This window comes from Bacillus sp. EB106-04-04-XG123 (assembly GCF_058791855.1).
This window is the reverse complement of the sequence record NZ_JBYTDZ010000002.1, coordinates 299,374-318,737: the sequence shown is the minus strand read 5'-3', so window position 1 is coordinate 318,737 and position 19,364 is coordinate 299,374. Positions and strand designations below refer to the sequence as shown.

The 19,364-nt window shown below is 43.8% G+C and carries 19 protein-coding genes; 18 read left to right on the top strand and 1 reads right to left on the bottom strand.

Going from position 1 to position 19,364, the window contains the following annotated elements:
• Positions 1 to 15 precede the first annotated feature (15 nt).
• Positions 16 to 915, top strand: a complete 900-nt coding sequence (locus AC3WTB_RS07080) for an iron-hydroxamate ABC transporter substrate-binding protein (RefSeq protein WP_039183325.1) — start codon at positions 16 to 18, stop codon at positions 913 to 915.
• 144 nt (positions 916 to 1,059) lie between these two features.
• A complete protein-coding gene (locus AC3WTB_RS07075; RefSeq protein WP_039181582.1) occupies positions 1,060 to 1,284 on the top strand; it encodes a phage holin in 225 nt (74 codons plus the stop codon).
• Positions 1,285 to 1,370: 86 nt separating this feature from the next.
• On the opposite strand, the gene slrR is transcribed toward AC3WTB_RS07075, so the two are convergent.
• On the bottom strand, positions 1,371 to 1,841 hold the full coding sequence (slrR, locus tag AC3WTB_RS07070) for an HTH-type transcriptional regulator SlrR (RefSeq protein WP_058837587.1): 471 nt from the start codon (positions 1,839 to 1,841) through the stop codon (positions 1,371 to 1,373).
• Between the two features lie 257 nt (positions 1,842 to 2,098).
• Between slrR and AC3WTB_RS07065 the strand changes: the two genes are divergently transcribed.
• From AC3WTB_RS07065 to nikC, 16 genes are all read left to right on the top strand, one after another.
• A complete protein-coding gene (locus AC3WTB_RS07065) occupies positions 2,099 to 2,830 on the top strand; it encodes a YveK family protein (RefSeq protein ID WP_024423528.1) in 732 nt (243 codons plus the stop codon).
• The gene (locus AC3WTB_RS07060; protein ID WP_024423527.1) at positions 2,820 to 3,503 is read left to right on the top strand and encodes a CpsD/CapB family tyrosine-protein kinase; all 684 of its coding nucleotides are present in this window, start codon (positions 2,820 to 2,822) and stop codon (positions 3,501 to 3,503) included. Before AC3WTB_RS07065 ends, AC3WTB_RS07060 begins: the two co-directional genes overlap by 11 nt.
• 165 nt (positions 3,504 to 3,668) lie before the next feature.
• Entirely contained in the window at positions 3,669 to 5,543 is a 1,875-nt protein-coding gene (locus tag AC3WTB_RS07055; RefSeq protein WP_492333521.1) for a polysaccharide biosynthesis protein, read from the top strand.
• A complete protein-coding gene (locus tag AC3WTB_RS07050; RefSeq protein ID WP_058837589.1) occupies positions 5,509 to 6,657 on the top strand; it encodes a glycosyltransferase family 4 protein in 1,149 nt (382 codons plus the stop codon). The genes AC3WTB_RS07055 and AC3WTB_RS07050 overlap by 35 nt, the downstream gene beginning before the upstream one ends.
• Entirely contained in the window at positions 6,650 to 7,489 is an 840-nt protein-coding gene (gene epsE / locus AC3WTB_RS07045) for a glycosyltransferase EpsE (protein WP_492333520.1), read from the top strand. The genes AC3WTB_RS07050 and epsE overlap by 8 nt, the downstream gene beginning before the upstream one ends.
• Positions 7,482 to 8,612 (top strand): glycosyltransferase family 1 protein, encoded by a 1,131-nt coding sequence (locus AC3WTB_RS07040; RefSeq protein ID WP_058837591.1) that lies wholly within the window; start codon positions 7,482 to 7,484, stop codon positions 8,610 to 8,612. Before epsE ends, AC3WTB_RS07040 begins: the two co-directional genes overlap by 8 nt.
• A 14-nt stretch (positions 8,613 to 8,626) precedes the next feature.
• Complete coding sequence (locus AC3WTB_RS07035; protein WP_064498015.1) at positions 8,627 to 9,730, top strand: EpsG family protein; 1,104 nt, start codon at positions 8,627 to 8,629, stop codon at positions 9,728 to 9,730.
• Positions 9,731 to 9,757: 27 nt separating this feature from the next.
• Positions 9,758 to 10,780, top strand: coding sequence for a glycosyltransferase family 2 protein (locus AC3WTB_RS07030; protein WP_492333519.1), 1,023 nt, complete (start codon positions 9,758 to 9,760; stop codon positions 10,778 to 10,780).
• An 11-nt stretch (positions 10,781 to 10,791) separates the two neighbouring features.
• The gene (locus AC3WTB_RS07025; protein ID WP_330545820.1) at positions 10,792 to 11,814 is read left to right on the top strand and encodes a polysaccharide pyruvyl transferase family protein; all 1,023 of its coding nucleotides are present in this window, start codon (positions 10,792 to 10,794) and stop codon (positions 11,812 to 11,814) included.
• Positions 11,815 to 11,842: 28 nt separating this feature from the next.
• Positions 11,843 to 13,357 (top strand): MATE family efflux transporter, encoded by a 1,515-nt coding sequence (locus tag AC3WTB_RS07020; protein WP_330545560.1) that lies wholly within the window; start codon positions 11,843 to 11,845, stop codon positions 13,355 to 13,357.
• 20 nt (positions 13,358 to 13,377) lie between these two features.
• Positions 13,378 to 13,971 carry a sugar transferase gene (locus tag AC3WTB_RS07015; protein ID WP_039181552.1) on the top strand — a complete coding sequence of 198 codons (594 nt, stop codon included), beginning with the start codon at positions 13,378 to 13,380 and terminating at the stop codon, positions 13,969 to 13,971.
• The gene (locus tag AC3WTB_RS07010; protein WP_330545559.1) at positions 13,934 to 14,620 is read left to right on the top strand and encodes an acetyltransferase; all 687 of its coding nucleotides are present in this window, start codon (positions 13,934 to 13,936) and stop codon (positions 14,618 to 14,620) included. The genes AC3WTB_RS07015 and AC3WTB_RS07010 overlap by 38 nt, the downstream gene beginning before the upstream one ends.
• Entirely contained in the window at positions 14,620 to 15,798 is a 1,179-nt protein-coding gene (locus AC3WTB_RS07005; RefSeq protein ID WP_330545558.1) for a DegT/DnrJ/EryC1/StrS family aminotransferase, read from the top strand. The genes AC3WTB_RS07010 and AC3WTB_RS07005 overlap by 1 nt, the downstream gene beginning before the upstream one ends.
• Positions 15,799 to 15,947: 149 nt before the next feature.
• Positions 15,948 to 17,570, top strand: coding sequence for a nickel ABC transporter substrate-binding protein (gene nikA / locus AC3WTB_RS07000; protein ID WP_492333518.1), 1,623 nt, complete (start codon positions 15,948 to 15,950; stop codon positions 17,568 to 17,570).
• Between the two features lie 18 nt (positions 17,571 to 17,588).
• On the top strand, positions 17,589 to 18,533 hold the full coding sequence (nikB, locus tag AC3WTB_RS06995; RefSeq protein WP_492333517.1) for a nickel ABC transporter permease subunit NikB: 945 nt from the start codon (positions 17,589 to 17,591) through the stop codon (positions 18,531 to 18,533).
• The gene (gene nikC / locus AC3WTB_RS06990; protein ID WP_039181542.1) at positions 18,530 to 19,363 is read left to right on the top strand and encodes a nickel ABC transporter permease subunit NikC; all 834 of its coding nucleotides are present in this window, start codon (positions 18,530 to 18,532) and stop codon (positions 19,361 to 19,363) included. The genes nikB and nikC overlap by 4 nt, the downstream gene beginning before the upstream one ends.
• Position 19,364: the final 1 nt, after the last annotated feature.

Here is a 19,364-nt window from a genome sequence, read left to right as displayed (position 1 = left end):
ATGAAAGAGGAACTCATCATGAAAAAACTACTAGTGTTTGGATTAACGCTCTGTTTCTTGCTGCTTGCCGCTTGCGGACAACAGGAAACAAAGAATACAACAAATGAAAAGACCAATGGAACACCAAAGATTGCTTCCTTGTCCATTCATTTAACGAATGACTTGTTAGCACTCGGTATCAAACCAGCGGGCTCTGTTGTAGGAGGAGACTTAAAAGATTTCCTTCCACATGCGAAAAAGCAGCTGAGTCAGACGAAGAAGCTCGGCATTGCAGCTGATCCAGATATGGAATCACTGCTTGCGTTACAACCAGATGTTATTTATGTTGATGAAGAATTAGCCGGACAAGACTTATCGAAATATAAGAAGATCGCCAAAACAGAAGTGTTTAATTTAAATGATGGCACATGGCGGGATCATTTGAAAAAAATCGCCAAACACGTCAATAAAGAAAAAGAAGCGGACCAATATATAAAGAATTACAATCAAGAAGCAAAAGAAGTCAAATCGCTCATCAAGAAAAAGATTGGAAACGGAAAAGTCATGGCGATCCGTGTGACAGCAAAGGAGCTTCGCGTATTTAGCATGAAGCGCCCAATGGGTCCTATTTTATACGATGATTTAGGCCTGACACCTGTCGATGGTGTGAAAAAGCTGGACAGCAAGCGCCCATTTGAAGTGATTTCTCAAGAGGTTCTTCCTGACTATGATGCTGATGCGATCTTTGTTGTCGTCAACCGTGATGATAAAGCGCAGCAGGCATTCAAGCAATTAGAAAAGACTCCGATTTGGAAGGGTCTAAAAGCAGTGAAGAAAAACCAAGTCTATCCGATTGCCGATCAGCCTTGGCTCGATTACTCAGCTCTAGGCAATAAAATGGCATTGGATGAAGCAAAAGAGATGTTTTCTAAATAAATAGCAAATGAAATCAGGCATCATTCCGCATATAGGAATGATGTCTCTTTTTTTGATTCGTTCTTCTATTCATTTGGCTGCTGCATACATATGAGAGAGAACGAGCAATACCGCCCGTAAGAAGAGGAAAGGGAGGGGTTACAGTTGGAGGTTCAAAAAATTAGTGCAGGTACCATTGCAAGGCTTGTGCTGCTTTTACTGGCGCTTATTAACAGTGCGTTAACTGCTGCAGGAAAAAGCCCAATTCCTATTGATGAAGAAGGCGTTCAGCAATTCATCACGCTAGCCTTTCTTGGGATTACATCACTATGGGCCTATTGGAAAAACAATGATATAACGAAAAAAGCACGAACAAAAAAAGAAGAATAAGAGAAAAAAGAGCCTTTCATGAATCAAAGGCTCTTTTTCATCGAAGCGTCAAACGCCTCTCCCCGCAATCATTCTTCCTGAAAGGCTTACGCCCGGCGTTCTCCCATGTTGTTGAGGAAAGCTTTTACTTCCTCAATGCTTAAGCCAATTGCCTTCGCTTCACTCATTAGACGCTTCCATTCTGCAATATTTGAGTCAGTCAGCTTTCTATGGGTGACATGTATCGACTTTTCTTCCTGCTCCTTTCGATACGTTTGGAGCAGCTGATAGAGCTCTTCTTTAGGCATGCCGGCTTGGACGGCATTGACGATATGCTCCCGCCATTCGTGTTCATCACCCTCAGTGTAATGAAACATCATCGTCTCTGCATCAAACAGCTCTTGTAAATCAATCTCTAATGAAGAGGATACCTTTTTTAAGAACTGGACAGATGGATTCCTGTGGACACCACGCTCAATTTTGCTCAAATATGACTTAGAGACATGAGCATCCTCAGCCAGCTGCTGAATCGAGTATCCTTTTCTCTTTCGGTAAATGCGTATCACCTTGCCTATCATTCGATCAATGATCTCCCTTCTCCCCGGCGAATAGTTCTGCGACCTTTTCGTTCATTATAAGAAATAAATTGTTCTTTATAAAATTCAAAAACGTAAGAATCAGGAAGTAAACAAAAGAAAACGAACGATTTCGTTCTTTAAAAAGAACTATAAGACCTATTATGACATTTTTCTTTGCGGGTATTATCTTTTATAATCCAATCATTAACAAAAAGAAACCATATATAACCTTTTTATGATGAAATCGGGAGGTATCTATGAATGAGAATATAGGTTTTAAGCAGCTGTTTTCTGTCATTAAAGAGAAAATGGCCCTTCTGATCCTGATTGTCCTGATCGTAACGGGCATTTCAGCCTATTATCAGTTCTATGTCTCGACTCCTGTATATCAGGCAACCACTCAAATTCTTGTTCATAAACGCAGCAATGACGCACAAGCAGATTTAAACGATATTCAGATGAACCTTCAATATACACGTACCTTTCAAGTTTTATTAAAAAGCCCAATCGTCATTGAAAAAGTAAAAGAAACACTCCATCTCACAGAATCAGCAGAAGGATTAAAACACAAAATTGCCACAAGTACAGAAAATGAGTCTGAGGTCATCAATATTTCTGTACAAGATGAGGATCGCGCGAAGGCAGTCGCCATTGCGAATACGGCAACAGAGGTGCTGCAAGAAGAAATCAAAAAAACAATGAATATGGATCGCATTAATGTTTTGTCTGAAGCCAAGCTGTCCAACACGATTCTGATGAATTCGAGGAAATTCGTTCATATCGTTCTGGCACTAGGCGCCTCTTTATTAGGGGGAATGACACTCATTTTCTTAATGAATTTACTCGATGATACTGTAAAACGAACACATCAAATAAGAGAAGAGATCGGATTGCCGTCCCTTGGCAGTGTCTATCAGATGCAGGCAGACAGGAGGGCCAAAAAAGACAAGCAGTCCGTCATAACGGGAGGACAGAACATTGATCTTTAAGAGGAAGAAGAGAGAAAAGAGAGATTTATCCTGTATTTCTGTTTTAAATCCTCACTCTGTCATTGCGGAACAATTCCGTACGATCCGAACAAACATCGAATTCACATCGATCCAAACAAGGCTGAAATCGATATTAGTGACCTCTTCCTTGCCGAAGGAAGGGAAATCATTTACGGCTGCAAACTTAGCAGCTGTTTTTGCACAGCAGAACAAGCGGGTGCTGCTCATGGACGCTGATTTGCGAAAGCCGGCCGTTCATGAATATTTTGACCTGAGTCATCACACCGGTTTGACAAATGTGCTATTAAATAATTGCAGCTTGGAAGAAGCTATTTTACCGACACCGATTGAACATTTAGAGCTGCTTCCGAGCGGAACCATTCCGCCGAATCCAGCTGAGCTGCTCTCCTCTTCTGTGATGAAGCAGCTATTTTATGAGATTGAACAGCAATATGACATGGTGATTGTTGATTCTACGCCGCTTCTGCCAGTTGCAGATGCAAAGATCTTGGCGAACCGGACGGATGGGAGCATTCTCGTTGTCTTAAGCGGCAAAACAAAGATTGCTGCTGTGAAGAAATCAAAAGAAGTATTAGAGGGAACAACAAGTAAACTGCTTGGAGCTATGCTAAATGGCAAGAAAGAGAAAAAGGGCAGGCTGTACATGTATTAAAAAGATTGATAGGTGATGTCTCCTAATCTTTAACAATGGAGGCACTCGATCCTGCTGTGGGCACAACCGGTGCCTTAGATGCTCGTCATCAGTAGTGGGATGTGAGGACGGGTTTGATGCCCATGTTACGTAAGAATAGTGATGCTTTAAAAAGGGGGAGGAGCGTTGACTTACGCCCAAAGATTATCAATCATCGTAGCACTAGATTCATATCTCATCTTAGTTGCCGTCTTTTTTGGTTTTCAATTTGTCCAAGAGGCGGCTTTAACCGTTTATACATTTGAAATGCTCGCCATTTCTTCACTCAGTCTGCTCATTGGGCACCATCTATTTGCCTGCATATTTCATGTGTACAAGCAAGTATGGGCTTATACAGGAGTAAGAGAGTTATTTTCTTTAATGAAGACCTTTGTGTGTTCTTTTTTATTTTCGATGACGATGCTGTACCTTTTCGTGCAGACATGGCCATTTCGGTTTTTATTCATCGTGTGGCTTTTTCATGTCTTATTCATCGGTGCCTCTCGGATGGCTTCCAGGCTATTTCATGACGGAGCAAAGCGGCTTCAGGCAGAAAAGGAGCGGGCATTAATCATTGGCGCCGGATCAGCGGGGACCATGCTCGTTCGTCAGCTACAGCAATCGAGTGATGTACATATTGAGCCAGTCGCCTTCATCGATGATGACAAGACAAAACATAGGCTTGAAATTATGGGTCTACCTGTCATAGGAGGAAAAGAACAAATTCAAACAGCTGTTGTGATGATGGATATTCAGAAGATCATCATCGCCATTCCGTCCAAAAGCAGCCACACTTTAAAAGGGCTGTATAAGGAGTGTGTAGCGACCGGAGTCAAAACACAGATCATGCCGGAAATGGATCAGATTCTAAAGGGAACCCATGCGCTGAATCAATTACGGGATGTACAGCCAGAGGATTTACTAGGGAGAGAACCGATTCAATTAGATACGAGCCGTCTATCTGCTCATTTAAAAGGAAAAACGATCATGGTCACAGGGGCAGGCGGATCAATTGGGTCAGAAATCTGCCGTCAAATTTGTGTGTTTGCTCCTCAAGCGATTGTACTTGTGGGACATGGAGAATTTAGCATTCATTCTATTTTACTAGAGCTGAAAGAATTATATGGAGACAGCATCAGACTCTATCCACAAATTGCGGATATTCAAGATAAACAGAAAATGAGTGAAATCGTTGGTCAGTTTCAACCGGATATGATTTATCATGCTGCGGCACATAAGCATGTTCCGCTCATGGAGATCAGTCCGAAAGAAGCTGTGAAAAACAATATTATCGGCACAAAAAATGTCGCGGAAGCCGCACATGAGCACGGCATTGAAACATTCGTCCTCATCTCATCTGACAAAGCAGTCAACCCTGCCAATGTGATGGGAGCCACTAAGCGGTTTGCTGAAATGCTGATTATGCAAATGGGGGCAAGCAGCGAAACAAAATTTGTCGCCGTTCGATTTGGAAATGTACTTGGAAGCAGAGGGAGCGTCATCCCTATTTTTAAGAAACAAATCGAGCAAGGCGGGCCGGTGACAGTCACGCACCCAGCCATGACAAGATATTTTATGACCATCCCAGAAGCATCAAGGCTTGTGATTCAGGCAGGTGCACTGGCAGAAGGAAGACAGATTTTTGTTTTAGATATGGGGGAGCCAGTGAAAATCGTAGACCTCGCAGAAAACCTCATTCACCTCTCAGGCTACACCACAGACCAGATTCCGATCACTTTCACAGGCATTCGTCCTGGGGAGAAAATGTACGAAGAACTACTGAACCAGCATGAAAAAGCACAGGAACAAATCTTCCCGAAAATTCATATCGGCCATGCGCTGGATGGTGACCCATATGTGCTGAACCGCTTTATCCATGAATTTGACATGATGAGTGAAGAGCAAATGAGACAAGCATTATTTGCGGCCATTGAGTCGCATGATATGTTGTCCGAACAGATGAAACGAGAGGAGGAGCCGCTTGCCAATGAAGAAAAAAGTCTTGTTTTGCGCAACGGTTGATTATCACTTTAAGGCCTTTCATCTTCCATATTTCCGGTGGTTTCAGGAAAAAGGATGGGAAGTGCATACAGCGGCAAATGGCCAGCTTGAGCTGCCCTATGTGAATCAAGCTCACTCGATTCCAATTCAGCGCTCTCCTTTTCATGTCCGCAACCGGCTTGCGTATGTAGAACTGAAGAAGCTGTTAGCGAAAGAGCACTATGATTTCATCCATTGCCACACACCAATGGGAAGTGTCATTGGCAGGCTTGCAGCCAAGGGCGCGCGCAAAAAAGGAACGAAGGTTCTTTACACGGCACATGGCTTTCACTTTTGGCAGGGGGCGCCGCTTCAAAACTGGCTGCTCTATTATCCAATTGAGAGATTTCTTGCCCGCTATACAGACGCACTGATCACCATTAATGGGGAGGATTTTAAAAGAGCAGACCGTCTATCAAAAGAGCGGACATCTGTTTATTATGTGCCCGGTATGGGTGTGGATATGAAACGGTTCGCACCAGTTGATGAAAAAGAGAAACAGCGTCTCCGCGCAGCCTACGGCTTTTCTGCGGAAGATTTTATCGTACTGTGTGCTGGCGAATTAAACATGAATAAAAATCAAGGAATGCTCATCAAAGCATGTGCACAACTGTCTAGGAAAATACCAAATATAAAGATCGTGTTTGCCGGGGAAGGGACAATGAGACCAAACTATGAAAAGCTTACCCGCCAGCTCCAGCTTGAAAAGCATGTTCACTTTGCTGGGTTTTGCAAACAAATGGAGGAATGGATGCATTTGAGCGATGTGTGTGTTTCCACCAGCTTGAGAGAAGGGCTCGGCATGAACCTGCTTGAAGCGATGTCGGCAGAAAAACCCGTGATTGCAACGGAGAATAGAGGGCATTGTGAGCTTGTCAAACATGGCGTCAATGGTTTTTTAGTTAAACCGCAGGATGTGAATGGTTTAGCTGATTACTTGCAGCAGCTCTATGACAAAAAGGATCAGCTGCTTCTCATGGGAAAAGCGGGACGCTCTATCGCTCATGCATTTGCACAGGAGCAGACGGTCAGTGCAATGGAAGAAATTTATACAATTTATATGGATCAAGCAGAGAAGGTGATACAGCATGCGTAAACCAAAGGTGTCAATTATCATGGGCGTCTACAATTGCCAAGAGACAGTAGAAGAAAGTATTGAATCCATTCTTCATCAAACATATGAAAACTGGGAGCTCATCATATGTGATGACGCATCAACAGATGGCACTTATGAGAAGGTGCTGTCTTATACAAAACGAGATCCTGAAAGAATTCGCCTGATCCGTAATCAAGAAAATCAAAGGCTCGCTGCCAGTCTCAATCGCTGTCTGGCTGAAGCGAGGGGAGAGTTGATTGCAAGGCAGGATGGCGATGATCTATCGGTGCCTGTTCGTTTAGAAAAACAGGTTCATTTCCTCGATACATATCCTGAATACGATGTGGTCGGTACGGCGATGACGGTTTTTGATGAAACGGGAACAAAGGGTGTACGGGCACTTGTTTCAGAGCCTGATCGGAAGGTGATGGCAAGAGGGACTCCTTTTTGTCATGGGACCATTATGATGAGGGCTTCTGCTTACAAAGCTTTAAATGGATATCGCTCTGTGAAAACAACAAGGCGGATGGAAGATATCGATCTTTGGATCCGCTTTTTTGCTGCTGGGAGGGAAGGCTTTAATTTACAAGAGCCGTTATATCTTGTGAGAGAGGATGAAGCAGCCTTTCAGCGGCGAAAGTTTCGATATTCGATGGATAATGCCTGGCTCGTTTTGAAAGCATGCTGGCTATTAAAGCTATCGCCGCTTGACTATTTATTTGCTCTAAAACCGGTGGTCCGTGCCTGCTTGTCACCGAAGGTCATGAAGCTTTATCATCGCCGGAAGCTGGCGTCGTCTATGCTGAAGAGGAGGGCTGTTCGGGATGAGTGAGCCAAAGCGCGTGCTTCATATTGTGGGCGGGATGAACCGCGGCGGAGCTGAAACGATGATTATGAACATTTATCGTGCACTCGACAGGAATGTCCTTCAATTTGATTTCATTACCCACCGGCAGGACGTCTGTGATTATGATGAGGAAATTCGCGAGCTTGGGGGACGCATCTTTTATGTCCCGAGTATTGGGGCGTCCTCTCCGGTTGCTTTTGTGAAAACATTGACAAAGACAATTAGGCAAACAGGACCCTATCAGGCCGTGCATGCACATACGGATTTTCAGACAGGCTTCTCCGCACTTGCTGCAAAACTAGCGGGTGTGAAGGTGCGCATTTGCCATTCGCATAATACAGCGTGGAAGCAGTCGCCAAACTGGCTGGATCATATGATGCTCAAAGGGTTTCGCCAGCTGATCTTTGCATTCTCTACACAGCTTGTTGCATGCGGCGAGGATGCCGGAGTCTTTTTATTTGGACAGAAAAAAATGCAGAACGGGCAAGTTGAGGTGCTGCCAAATGGGATTGATTTATCCCTTTTTTTTCAGCCTGATCCAGACGAAAAGGCGGAGATCAAAAAGCAGCTCTATCTTCGCGAAAAAAACATGATCATCGGTCATATTGGGCGGTTCCATGAGCAAAAAAATCATGTTTTTTTTATGGAGCTGGCCCAGACCTTAAAGAAGCAAGGCGTTTCATTTCAGCTTGTCCTCGTAGGAGATGGACCGCTGAAGCAAGTAGTCGAATCGTATGCGGAGAAGGCAGGCCTGATGGAGGACATTGTCTTTACAGGCGTCGTATCAGACGTTCCACAGTATATGAAAGCATTTGATGTTTTTGTGATGCCTTCCTTGTTTGAAGGTCTTCCGCTTGTATTAGTGGAAGCACAGGCATCTGGGCTGCCTTGTGTGATTTCAGATCATATTACAGAGGAAGTAGATTTAGGCTGCGGGCTTGTGAAAAGGATGTCGCTGCGAGATTCCGCGCATGAATGGATGAAGGCGGTGCTTGAAGCATATCATGCAGAACCTCCTCTTCAAGAGACCATTACCTCACAGCTTGAACAAAGAGGATTTGATGTGAAACAGAATATTACACGTGTGATGAATCTATATGGACTGTAAGGAAGGAATGGCAGATGGCGGTTTATTTGGTGAACATGATCATGGTCTATTTATGGTCGAGCTTTGCCGCATTTTACGGCAGACGTGATGATACCATTCAAAGCGGATGGCGGCCTAACAAGCTTCTTGTGTTTTTTCCGTTTTTGTTTCTTTGTATCGTGTCTGGTATTCGGTATAAAGTAGGAACCGATTTTGTCACATATGGACAGATGTATGAGTTCTCCATTAACTATGAAAAGCCTTGGCATATATTTGGATTCGGTGTGGATAAAGCCGCAACGGATCCAGGGTTTACGTTTATTTTATGGATGCTTAATCAACTGACTCATGATCCGCAAATCATGTATATCTCAGTCGGAGCCATTACTTATTTTTTTATTATCAAGACGCTTATTCAATATGGCCGTCCATTTGAGCTCAGTATGCTGCTTTTTCTTGGGACCTTTCATTATTATGCGTCATTTAATGGCATGCGTCAGTATATGGTGGCAGCGATTCTTTTTTATGCCATCCGGTTGGTGATCAATGGTCAGTGGAAATTGTATTTTCCGCTCGTCCTTGTATGTTCATTGTTTCATTCATCGGCTCTCATCATGATTCCTGTGTATTTTATTGTGAGGACAAAGGCTTGGTCTTGGATGATGCTGTTCTTATGCCTGATTTTCTTAGGCTTAACCGCGCTTTATGACCGTTTTGTCTCAGTGTTTGTCGTGATGCTGCAAGGAAGTTCATATGGTCATTACGAGGAATGGCTCACAACGAATACGAATGGAATGAATGTGACAAAAATCGGTGTCTTGATTTTGCCGCTTCTGCTCGCTTTCTTTTATCGAAAACGACTTCGTGAGCTGACACCTGAGAGTGATTACATTGTGAATTTTTGTTTGCTTGGTTTCTTGTTTGGCATCCTTGCAACGAAGGATGTCATTTATGCAAGATTTCATATTTATTTTGGCTTGTATCAGCTCATTTTACTGCCATATTTCACACGTATTTTTGATCAGCGGTCTAATGTGTTTATGTATGTAGGGATTGCTGTTTGCTATATTCTGTACAGCATCATGCTGATGCCGTTCGATTCTTCAGTTTTGCCGTATAGAACGATATTTACAAAGTAGATTTGAAGAAAGGTGGGGCATGCTGTAATGCCAGCTATCAGTCTATTGGTCGCAGTTTACAATACGAGTCAATATGTGGAGCAATGTCTTCAATCAATTGCAGATCAAAGCTTTTCCGATATAGAAGTCATTCTTATCAATGATGGATCGACCGACCGCAGCGGTGAATGGCTTGAAGCGTTTGCAAAGCGTGATGAGCGTTTCCGGGTGATTCATCAATCCAATCAAGGGTTAGGTGCTGTGAGAAACAGGGGCATCGAGGAAGCGAAAGGGACGTACCTCGCCTTTGTGGATTCAGATGATATTCTCGCTCCTCATTACTGTGAAGCCATGTACGAAAAAGCCGAAATGACCGGGGCAGATCTTGTTGTGAGTGAGTATTGGATTCAATTTGAACAGTCAAAGCGAACGATACCAACGACGCTGTTAGACAAGCGGTCAGCTGAAAAAACGGATTTAATCAAAGCGTTATTACACGGAGACTTGACTGGATTCTCATGGAATAAGCTGTATCGGCGTGCCTTTATGGAAGAACACCACATTCGATTTCCGCTGCGGGGGGAGCTTGAGAACATTGAAGATCAATATGTGACGCTGCGCTGTTTTTCTTTATCACGCAGCATCGCTTTTGTTCATGAGCCCCTTTATTACTACAGGGTTCATCTGTCATCTATTGTGCAGCGATATCAGAAGCAGTATTTTCATCATGGACTGACCTATTATCATGCACAACGCTCGTTTTTAAAAGAGCATGATGACATCTCTCTGTATGAGAAATCATTAGACTTTTTTATCGTCAATCATACGCTTCATTGTATGCTCAACGAATGGAAGAGCCAAAATGACCTCTCCATTCAGGAAAAGCTTGATCACATGCGGGAAATGGTGACACACGATGCATTCCAGCATGCCGTCAAACAAGTGGAACCATCGAAGCTCACAGTTCGAAAGCGTATGATTTTATTTCTTGCTAAGTGCCGATTGATTTATCCGCTTTCTGCTGCGGCTTCTAGCTATCAAAAATGGATCGAATATCAGACAAGGAAATAGGGGTGATGGGATTGACATTGCAGCAATTGAAGGCGAACGCCGCAGAGTGGCTGCTCTTAAAGGTCAAATATCCGCTTGAGTATAGACTGAGCTGCCAAAGGCTGCCAGAGCTAAGTCATCAGAAGAAAATCATTCTCACGCTGCTGCCGGGACATGATAATTTGGGGGATCATGCGATTGCCTATGCGAGTTATTGTTTTTTAAAGAAACACTTTCCAGCCTATGACATCATAGAAGTGGACATGAAAGAGATCTATCGCCTTGCCCGTCCGCTAAAGCGCAGCCGGCACCCAGAAGACATCATCTATATCATCGGTGGGGGCAATATGGGGGATTTATACCGGTACGAAGAATGGACGAGACAATTTATCATCAAGACCTTCAAGTCCTATCCCATCATCCAGCTGCCTGCTACTGTTCATTTTACAGAAACAAAGAAAGGGAAACGGGAGGAGCGACGCGCCATACACACGTATAAGCAGCACCCAAGACTGCTCCTCATGGCAAGAGATCAAACAACCTATGAATGGATGAAGCAGCATTTTCCTGATCAAGATGTGTGGAAACAGCCTGATATGGTGCTGTCATTAGACGAATCATTAAAGGATGAAACACGTGAAGGGGTTTTGCTTTGTCTGCGTGAGGATCAAGAAGCATATCTCACAAAGGAGGAGCGCCAACAGCTACAGCAGTATATTCAAGAGACATATGATCAAGTCGGTTTAATCACAACGACAATTGGCAGACGGGTCGATCGAACAACTCGCTTAGATGAATTAACGGCTTTATGGACGGAGTTAAAACAAGCACAGGTCGTCGTGACAGATCGTCTGCATGGCATGATCTTTTGTGCGATCACTCATACACCGTGTGTTGTCCTGAGATCGTTTGATCATAAGGTAATGGAAGGATTTGAATGGGTGGCTCACCTTCCGTTTATGACCCTTTTAAAAGAACCAAATGAGGCCGCTGTGAAAGAGGCCGTTCATCAGCTGATGAAAACAAGTGGTCAAAAGGGAGAGGAAGCTGGATGAGGGCTCTTAAACGCTGCGTGAAAGCACAATGAATCGAGCGTTTCTTTATAATGCCAGTGCGAACTTAATCACATTTGTCCTGATGATGCTCATGTCTGTCTGTTTAACACCTTATATTGTTCATACACTTGGAGTGGAAGCATTCGGCTTAATCCATCTGACGCAAAATATGATCAACTATTTATCGGTCATTACCGCTTCGTTAAGTGCGGTTGTTGTGCGTTTTTTTTCTGTGGCGGCTCATAAAGGAGAGATGGAGAAGGCGCAGCGCTATCTCGCTTCCTATTTCGTCAGTTCGTTTTTACTATCTATTAGTCTCTTTTTGCTTTGTCTTTTCATATCTCATCAGCTGGTTGAGTGGCTTCATGTGCCCGATCATCTCGCAAAAGACACACAGACCGCCTTTATTTTAGGGGGTCTTTTATTTATGCTCAATTTCGTCATGTCTGGCATTGGGGCTGCACCGTTTTATGCGAATAAGCTCTATGTATCAAGTGTTGGACAGGCAATTCAAATGTTTCTGAGAGCACTGATGATTGTCATCCTGTTTACATGGACGACACCAGCCATTTGGCATATTCCACTTGCGGCCGTCATTGGAAGCTTAGCGGCTATGGGAATCGGTATCTATTATTTTAAAAAACTCATCCCTTGGTTTTCGTTTAAGTGGCGGCATGTCTCATTATCGTCTAGTCTCACTCTTGTTCGATCAGGGGTCTGGCATTCATTTGAGCAAATGGGGATTTTGTTGTTTTTACAAATTGATTTATTGATGACCAACTTGCTCATTGGAGCTGAAGCGACAGGCAAATATGCGGCGATTTTACAGTTTCCATTATTATTACGCACACTGGCAGGGACACTGGCCGTTGTGTTTGCACCAACAATCACGAAATTTTATTCGAATCACGACAAAGAGGGGCTCATTCAATATGCTGCAAACGCTATTAAGTGGAGCGGCTTATTTGTTGCGTTCCCAGCCGCGCTTTTAGGAGGTCTCGCTGGTCCGCTCATGCTTCTATGGCTTGGCCCTGCTTTTGAGGAGCTGAAATGGCTTCTCATGATTCATGCGGCTTATTTATGTTTGACCTTGATGTTTTTACCGCTCACATATGTGCCAACCGTGTTTAATCGTTTTAAAGTTCCTGCGGTTGTCACCCTTATATTAGGTGTGTCTAATGTGCTTTTTGCCTATGGATTGACTCATATGCTGCAGCTCGGTTTATATGGCATTGCATCCGCGGGGGCAATGGTTTTATTGATCAAAAATATTGTGTTTCTGCCATTTTATACGGCTAGCATCACGAATCAGAAACGCACCATCTTTTACAAGCATACGCTGGTTCCGCTTGCAGGAGCGCTATTTATTTGGGGCGTCTGCGCAGGAATTCAAGTGGTATATAACGTGACTTCATGGTGGGAGCTGTTTTGTATTGGCGGGCTTTGTTTCATTCTCTATATAGGCTACTTGTATGTGTTTGCAGGAACGAAACGAGAGCGGATGCAGCTGATGCGTAAGGTAAAACATGCGGTCTCCCGCTAATATGAAAAGGAGATGCAATGATGAAAAGAATGATCGATGTGATGGTGGCATTGACGCTGCTCATCGCAGGCAGTCTTCTTTTTCTTCTCATCTATGGACTGATTAGATGGAAAATTGGAACGCCTGTGGTGTTTCGGCAGAAGCGGCCTGGTCTGTATGGCAGGCCTTTTATGCTCTATAAATTTCGGACAATGACCGATGAACGCGACGAACATGGGGAGCTGCTGCCAGATCATCTGCGTTTAACAAAAACCGGCGCCTTGATTCGAAAGCTTAGTCTTGATGAATTGCCGCAGCTTGTCAATGTACTCAAAGGAGAGCTCAGTCTCGTCGGGCCAAGACCGCTTTTGATGGAGTATTTGCCTATGTATACAGAGGAACAAGCAAGGCGTCATCTTGTAAAGCCCGGCATAACAGGATGGGCACAGGTGAACGGCCGAAACACGCTTTCCTGGGAGGAGAAATTCACCTATGACCTTTGGTATGTCGAGCATCAATCGTTTTGGCTCGATATGAAAATTCTATGGATGACCTTGCTGAAAGTCATGAAAACAGAGGGGGTGCAACAGCCGGATCATGCCACAGCTGAAAAATTCAAAGGAACCGATATGTAAGAAGCAAACCATTGGTTTAATTGGGGCTGGAGGACATAGCAAAGTCATCCAAGATCTCATTTTTGCACATTCCGATTACTCATTATGTGCGGTATTAGATGATCAATTTGAAGAGGTGGTTACTCAAAGCGGGATTTTGTATGGACCGATCTTCATGAGTGAGCAGCTGAGAAAGACCATGCCACATATGAAATGGCTGATTGCAATCGGACAAAATGAGATCAGACAGCTCATGAAGGAACGCCTTTCATTTGAAAACACAGCGTACGCCACACTCATTCATCCAGAGGCGGTCATAAGTCCGTCAGCTGTCATTGGAAGGGGGACTGTCGTGATGGCAAGGACAGTGGTTCAAGCAGATGCAGCCATCGGTGAGCATGCGATTATGAATACAGGATCTATCGTGGAGCATGACTGCATACTCGAATCGTTTGTGCACCTGTCACCAGGCGCGGTTCTGACTGGCGGTGTTTCCGTGCGGGAGGGTGCACATATTGGGGCAGGTGCCGTCGTGACACCGGGTACAACGATTGGAAGCTGGACGGTCATTGGCGCTGGAGCAGCAGTGACAAGAGATATACATGATCAGAAGGTTGCGGTAGGAATTCCTGCAATGGAAATCAAAGATCGGAAAGAAGGTGGAAAGTGATGAAAGAAAAGAAGCGAATTTACTTATCTCCTCCGCATATGAGCGGAAAAGAGTATCTCAAAATAGAGGAAGCCTTCAAGAGCAACTGGATTGCGCCGCTTGGACCGCTTGTGAATGAATTTGAGCAGACAGTAGCGGACTATGCAGGAGTGAAGAAAGGCGCGGCTTTATCCTCAGGAACAGCGGCGATTCACCTTGCTTTAAAGCTGATAGGTGTACAAAAAGGAGACATTGTCTTTTGTTCCACCCTCACGTTTGTTGCAACGGCAAATCCAATTTTATATGAACAAGCGTCGCCCGTTTTTATTGATTCTGAAAGGGAGACGTGGAATATGTGCCCGCTCGCTTTAGAGAAAGCCTTTGTTGAATCAAAACGTCTTGGTAAAAAACCTCGCGCGGTCATTGTCGTCCATTTATATGGGCAAAGTGCAAAAATGGACGAGATCATGGCTCTGTGTGAAGCATATGATGTACCTGTCATTGAGGATGCGGCTGAATCGTTAGGTGCGCTGTATAAAGGAAGGAAAAGCGGCTCAATGGGCAGGTTCGGTATCTATTCTTTTAATGGAAATAAAATCATTACAACATCAGGGGGCGGAATGCTTGTGAGTGATGATGAAGCTGCGATTGAACGATGCCGTTTTCTTGCGTCACAGGCCAGAGAACAAGCCATGCACTATGAGCATCAAGAGATGGGCTACAACTATCGTATGAGCAACCTCTTAGCAGGGGTCGGGATTGCTCAAATGGAAGTGTTGGACGAGCGTGTTGATCAAAAGCGCCGCATTTTCCAGCGTTATCAGGACGCTTTATCAGAAGCGGATGGTCTTCATTTGATGCCAGAATATCAAGAAACGAAATCCAACCGCTGGCTGACGGCATTGACCATTGATCGTGATACAAAATTGTCTCCAGCAGATATCATTCTTGCTTTAGAAAAAGAACAAATCGAAGCAAGGCATGTATGGAAGCCGCTACACCAGCAGCCGCTCTTTCGTCATTGCCCTTTTTATACTGCGGAAAAAGGGACGCCTGTATCCGAGCTGTTATTTGAGAGGGGGCTTTGTCTCCCGTCTGGAACGAGCATGACAGATGCAGATCAGGAGCGTATCATCCATATACTTCATGACATGCTGCGAGAAAAAACATTTACCTCTTCACAGGCTGCTCATTCGTAAGCAGCCTTCCTCTCTTTCTATCAAATCCCTCAATTTATGGAATAATTAGGAATGATCGTTGTCATTTCGTTTCAAATATGATATTGACAAGGGCTTCCTTCCTCCTTAAAATGAAAATGATTATCAGCATCAATTAGGAGGAACAACTTATGACTATTTGGAATAATTTTCCGAAAATTAAAATAAATACTGTGTTACCCTTCCTGCTTATTTTCTTTTTATTAGTAGGATGCTCTCAAACAAACAATGGAGCGGATGGAAACAAGGATCACCCTGACATGATCACAATGGCGTGGCCAAGAGATATTGGTGAAATGAATCCACACGTATACAACCCATCACAATTGTTTGCACAATCAATGATTTATGAGCCGTTGGTGAGCTATCAAAAGAATGGAAAGCTGAAACCAGAATTAGCGAAATCATGGGATGTTTCAAAGGATGGCAAGGTGTACACGTTCCATTTAAGAGACGGAGTAACATTCTCAGATGGCTCTGAATTCAATGCGGATATTGTTAAAAAGAACTTTGATACGATTTTAAAAAATAAAGATTTACATAGCTGGTTAGGTGTCATTAAGAAAATCAAAAAGACAGAAGCCGTTGATAAAAAGACATTTAAACTCACATTAACAGCACCATATTATCCAACTGTGCAAGAATTAGCCGTTGTTCGTCCAGTTCGTTTCTTAGGTGAAGCAGGCTTCCCTAAAAACGGAGATACGTCAAAAGGAATTGAAAAACCAGTGGGGACAGGCCCTTGGATTTTAAAAACATATAAGAAAGATGATTATGCTATTTTCGAACGAAACGATCATTATTGGGGAGAAAAACCAAAGGTAAAAGAAATCAAGGTAAAGGTTATCCCAGATGCGGAAACGAGAGTCATGGCATTTGAAAAAGGTGATGTGGATCTACTTTACGGAGAAGGAACCATTAGCCTTGATTCCTACAAACAGCTAGAGGCAAGCGGCAAGTATGAAACGAAAATGTCAGAGCCTGTTGCAACGAGACAGCTTGTCATGAACACAAAAGTGGATCAGCTGTCAGATGAGAAAGTGCGTCATGCCCTTCAATATGCCTTCAATAAAAAATCAATGGTAGAAGGGGTCACTTCTGGTTTAGAGGATGAAGCAGATCACATCTTGCCGACAAACATGCCGTATACGTCAAACATTCAGGTGAAGTCTTTCAAATATGATGTGGATAAAGCCAAAGCATTGCTGGATGAAGCGGGCTGGACACTTCCAAAAGGAAAATCCGTTCGTGAAAAAGATGGGAAAAAGCTTGAGTTCAGCATGATGTATGACTCGGCAGAATCGATTCAAAAAGCGATGGCAGAAACGCTGCAAGCCGAATGGGCAGCCGTTGGTGTCGGCGTCAAGCTTGAGGGTGTGGATTTGGCCACACAGGTTCAGCGCTTTAAAGCCAATAAGTTTGATATGAACTTCTTTAGCAACTACGGAGCGCCGTATGATCCGCATACGTTTATGAACGTTCTCTCATCAGATGGATTTGGATTCAAAGAAGCCATTTCAGCCTACCCAAATAAGGAAAAGCTGATCAAAGAAATGACGGAAATTCCATCAACAACAAATGAAAAGAAACGTAAAGCACTGTATTCGTCCGTCTTATCCTCTTTACAGGATCAAGGGGCAATTGTGCCAATCTCTTATTTTAAAAAGACAGCCGTTTATCAAAAAGCTGTGAAGGACTTTGAATTCCCTGCGAATCGTGATGAACATCCTTTCACAGGCATTAAGCTGAAGTAACAGAAGGAAGGTAAGGAAATGGGTCGCTATATCGTCAAACGATTGCTATCAATTATTCCTGTATTTTTATTAGCCACACTGCTCACAACTGGTATGATTCACCTTTCGCCAGTTGACCCGGCTGAGGCATATTTAGCAGCGGCGCATATCCAGCCTACGGATGAAATATTAGCGCAAAAACGAAGTGAATTTGGCTTAGATGAGCCATTTTATATGCAGTATCTTTATACCATTGAAAAAGTCATTCATCTTGATTTCGGCCGGTCATATATGTCCAATCAGCCTGTCGTTGATGAGGTGATGTATCGAATACCGGCGACGATTCAATTGGCACTGACCAGTCTGCTGATCGCTATTTGTGTCAGCATTCCGCTCGGATTTTTCAGCGGCATGAGGAAAAATGGTGCCGTTGATCATGTGAGCCGGCTGATTTCTTTCTTAGGAGCATCTATCCCAACGTTTGTCTTGGGGTATTTGCTCATCTTCTTTTTTTCAGTGAAGCTGGACCTCTTACCAGTTGAAGGGATCGGCACATGGGAGCATCTCATTCTGCCGTCGATCACACTGGCAGTCCCTTTAATTGCTACGTATACAAGGTTGTTACGGTCAAGTGTGAGTGAGGCGCTTCAAGAACCTTTCGTTCAATATGCGAGAATGAGAGGATTGAAGGAACAATCGATCATGTTCAAGCATGTGTTCAGAATTGCGATATCGCCGATGCTGACCGGACTTGGGGTGAACCTTGGCAAGCTGTTAACTGGAACCATTATTGTAGAGGCTGTTTTCTCATGGCCAGGGTTTGGCCGCTTTTTTATTGAAGCGATCTTTAACCGGGATCTGCCAGTCATTCAATTTTATGTCCTCATGTCAGCCTGTATTTTTATCTTGAGCAGCTTGATGGTTGACTTGATTCAATTGATTATTGACCCTCGTATTTCTAGAAAGGAAGGCCGCCAGCAATGATGACAAAAGTAAAACATCTCTTCTCTCATCAAAAGATGATCTCGATCTGCGCCCTGCTGCTCGGTCTCCTGCTGATTGTCACAATATGTGCGCCATGGATCGCTCCACATGATCCGGCAGCTGTTAATCTAGCGATGAAGCTAAAGGGATCTTCGTGGGAGTATCCGCTTGGAACAGATCAATTAGGGCGGTGCAATTTATCTCGTATTTTATATGGTGCGCGTGTTTCGCTCGGCTGTGCGTTATTAATCTTTCTTTCTTCGTTATTCATTGGTTTAATTGTCGGCCTGTTTTCAGGATACAAAGGCGGCTGGATTGATCATGTTTTGATGAGAATCTGTGACGGTGTCATGGCATTTCCAAACCTGGTGCTGATCCTTGGATTAGTCGGTATCTTCGGTCCGGGACTTTCTCAAGTCGTACTAGCCTTGATGCTTGTGCAATGGGTGTATTATGCCCGCGTCTTCCGAGGGATGGTGCTCAGTTTAAAAGAACAGAACTTTATTGCAGCTGCAAAAATCAGTGGGACCTCGCACTGGAATATCATGAGAAAGCATATGATTCCCAATGTCCTGCCGCCATTAGCAGTTATTGGAACACTCGAAATGGGATGGGCGATTATGGACATTTCTGCGATGTCTTTCCTCGGATTAGGGGTTCAGCCTCCTATGCCTGAATGGGGAGCAATGATTCATGAAGGGAAGTCGTATATTCAAACGAATCCTCAGTTGATGCTGTACCCAGGTCTTGTGATCATGACTGTGGTGATTCTGTTTAATTTACTAGGAGAAGCCCTTTCAGAGAAATATGGTATCAAACGCCGTGTGTAAA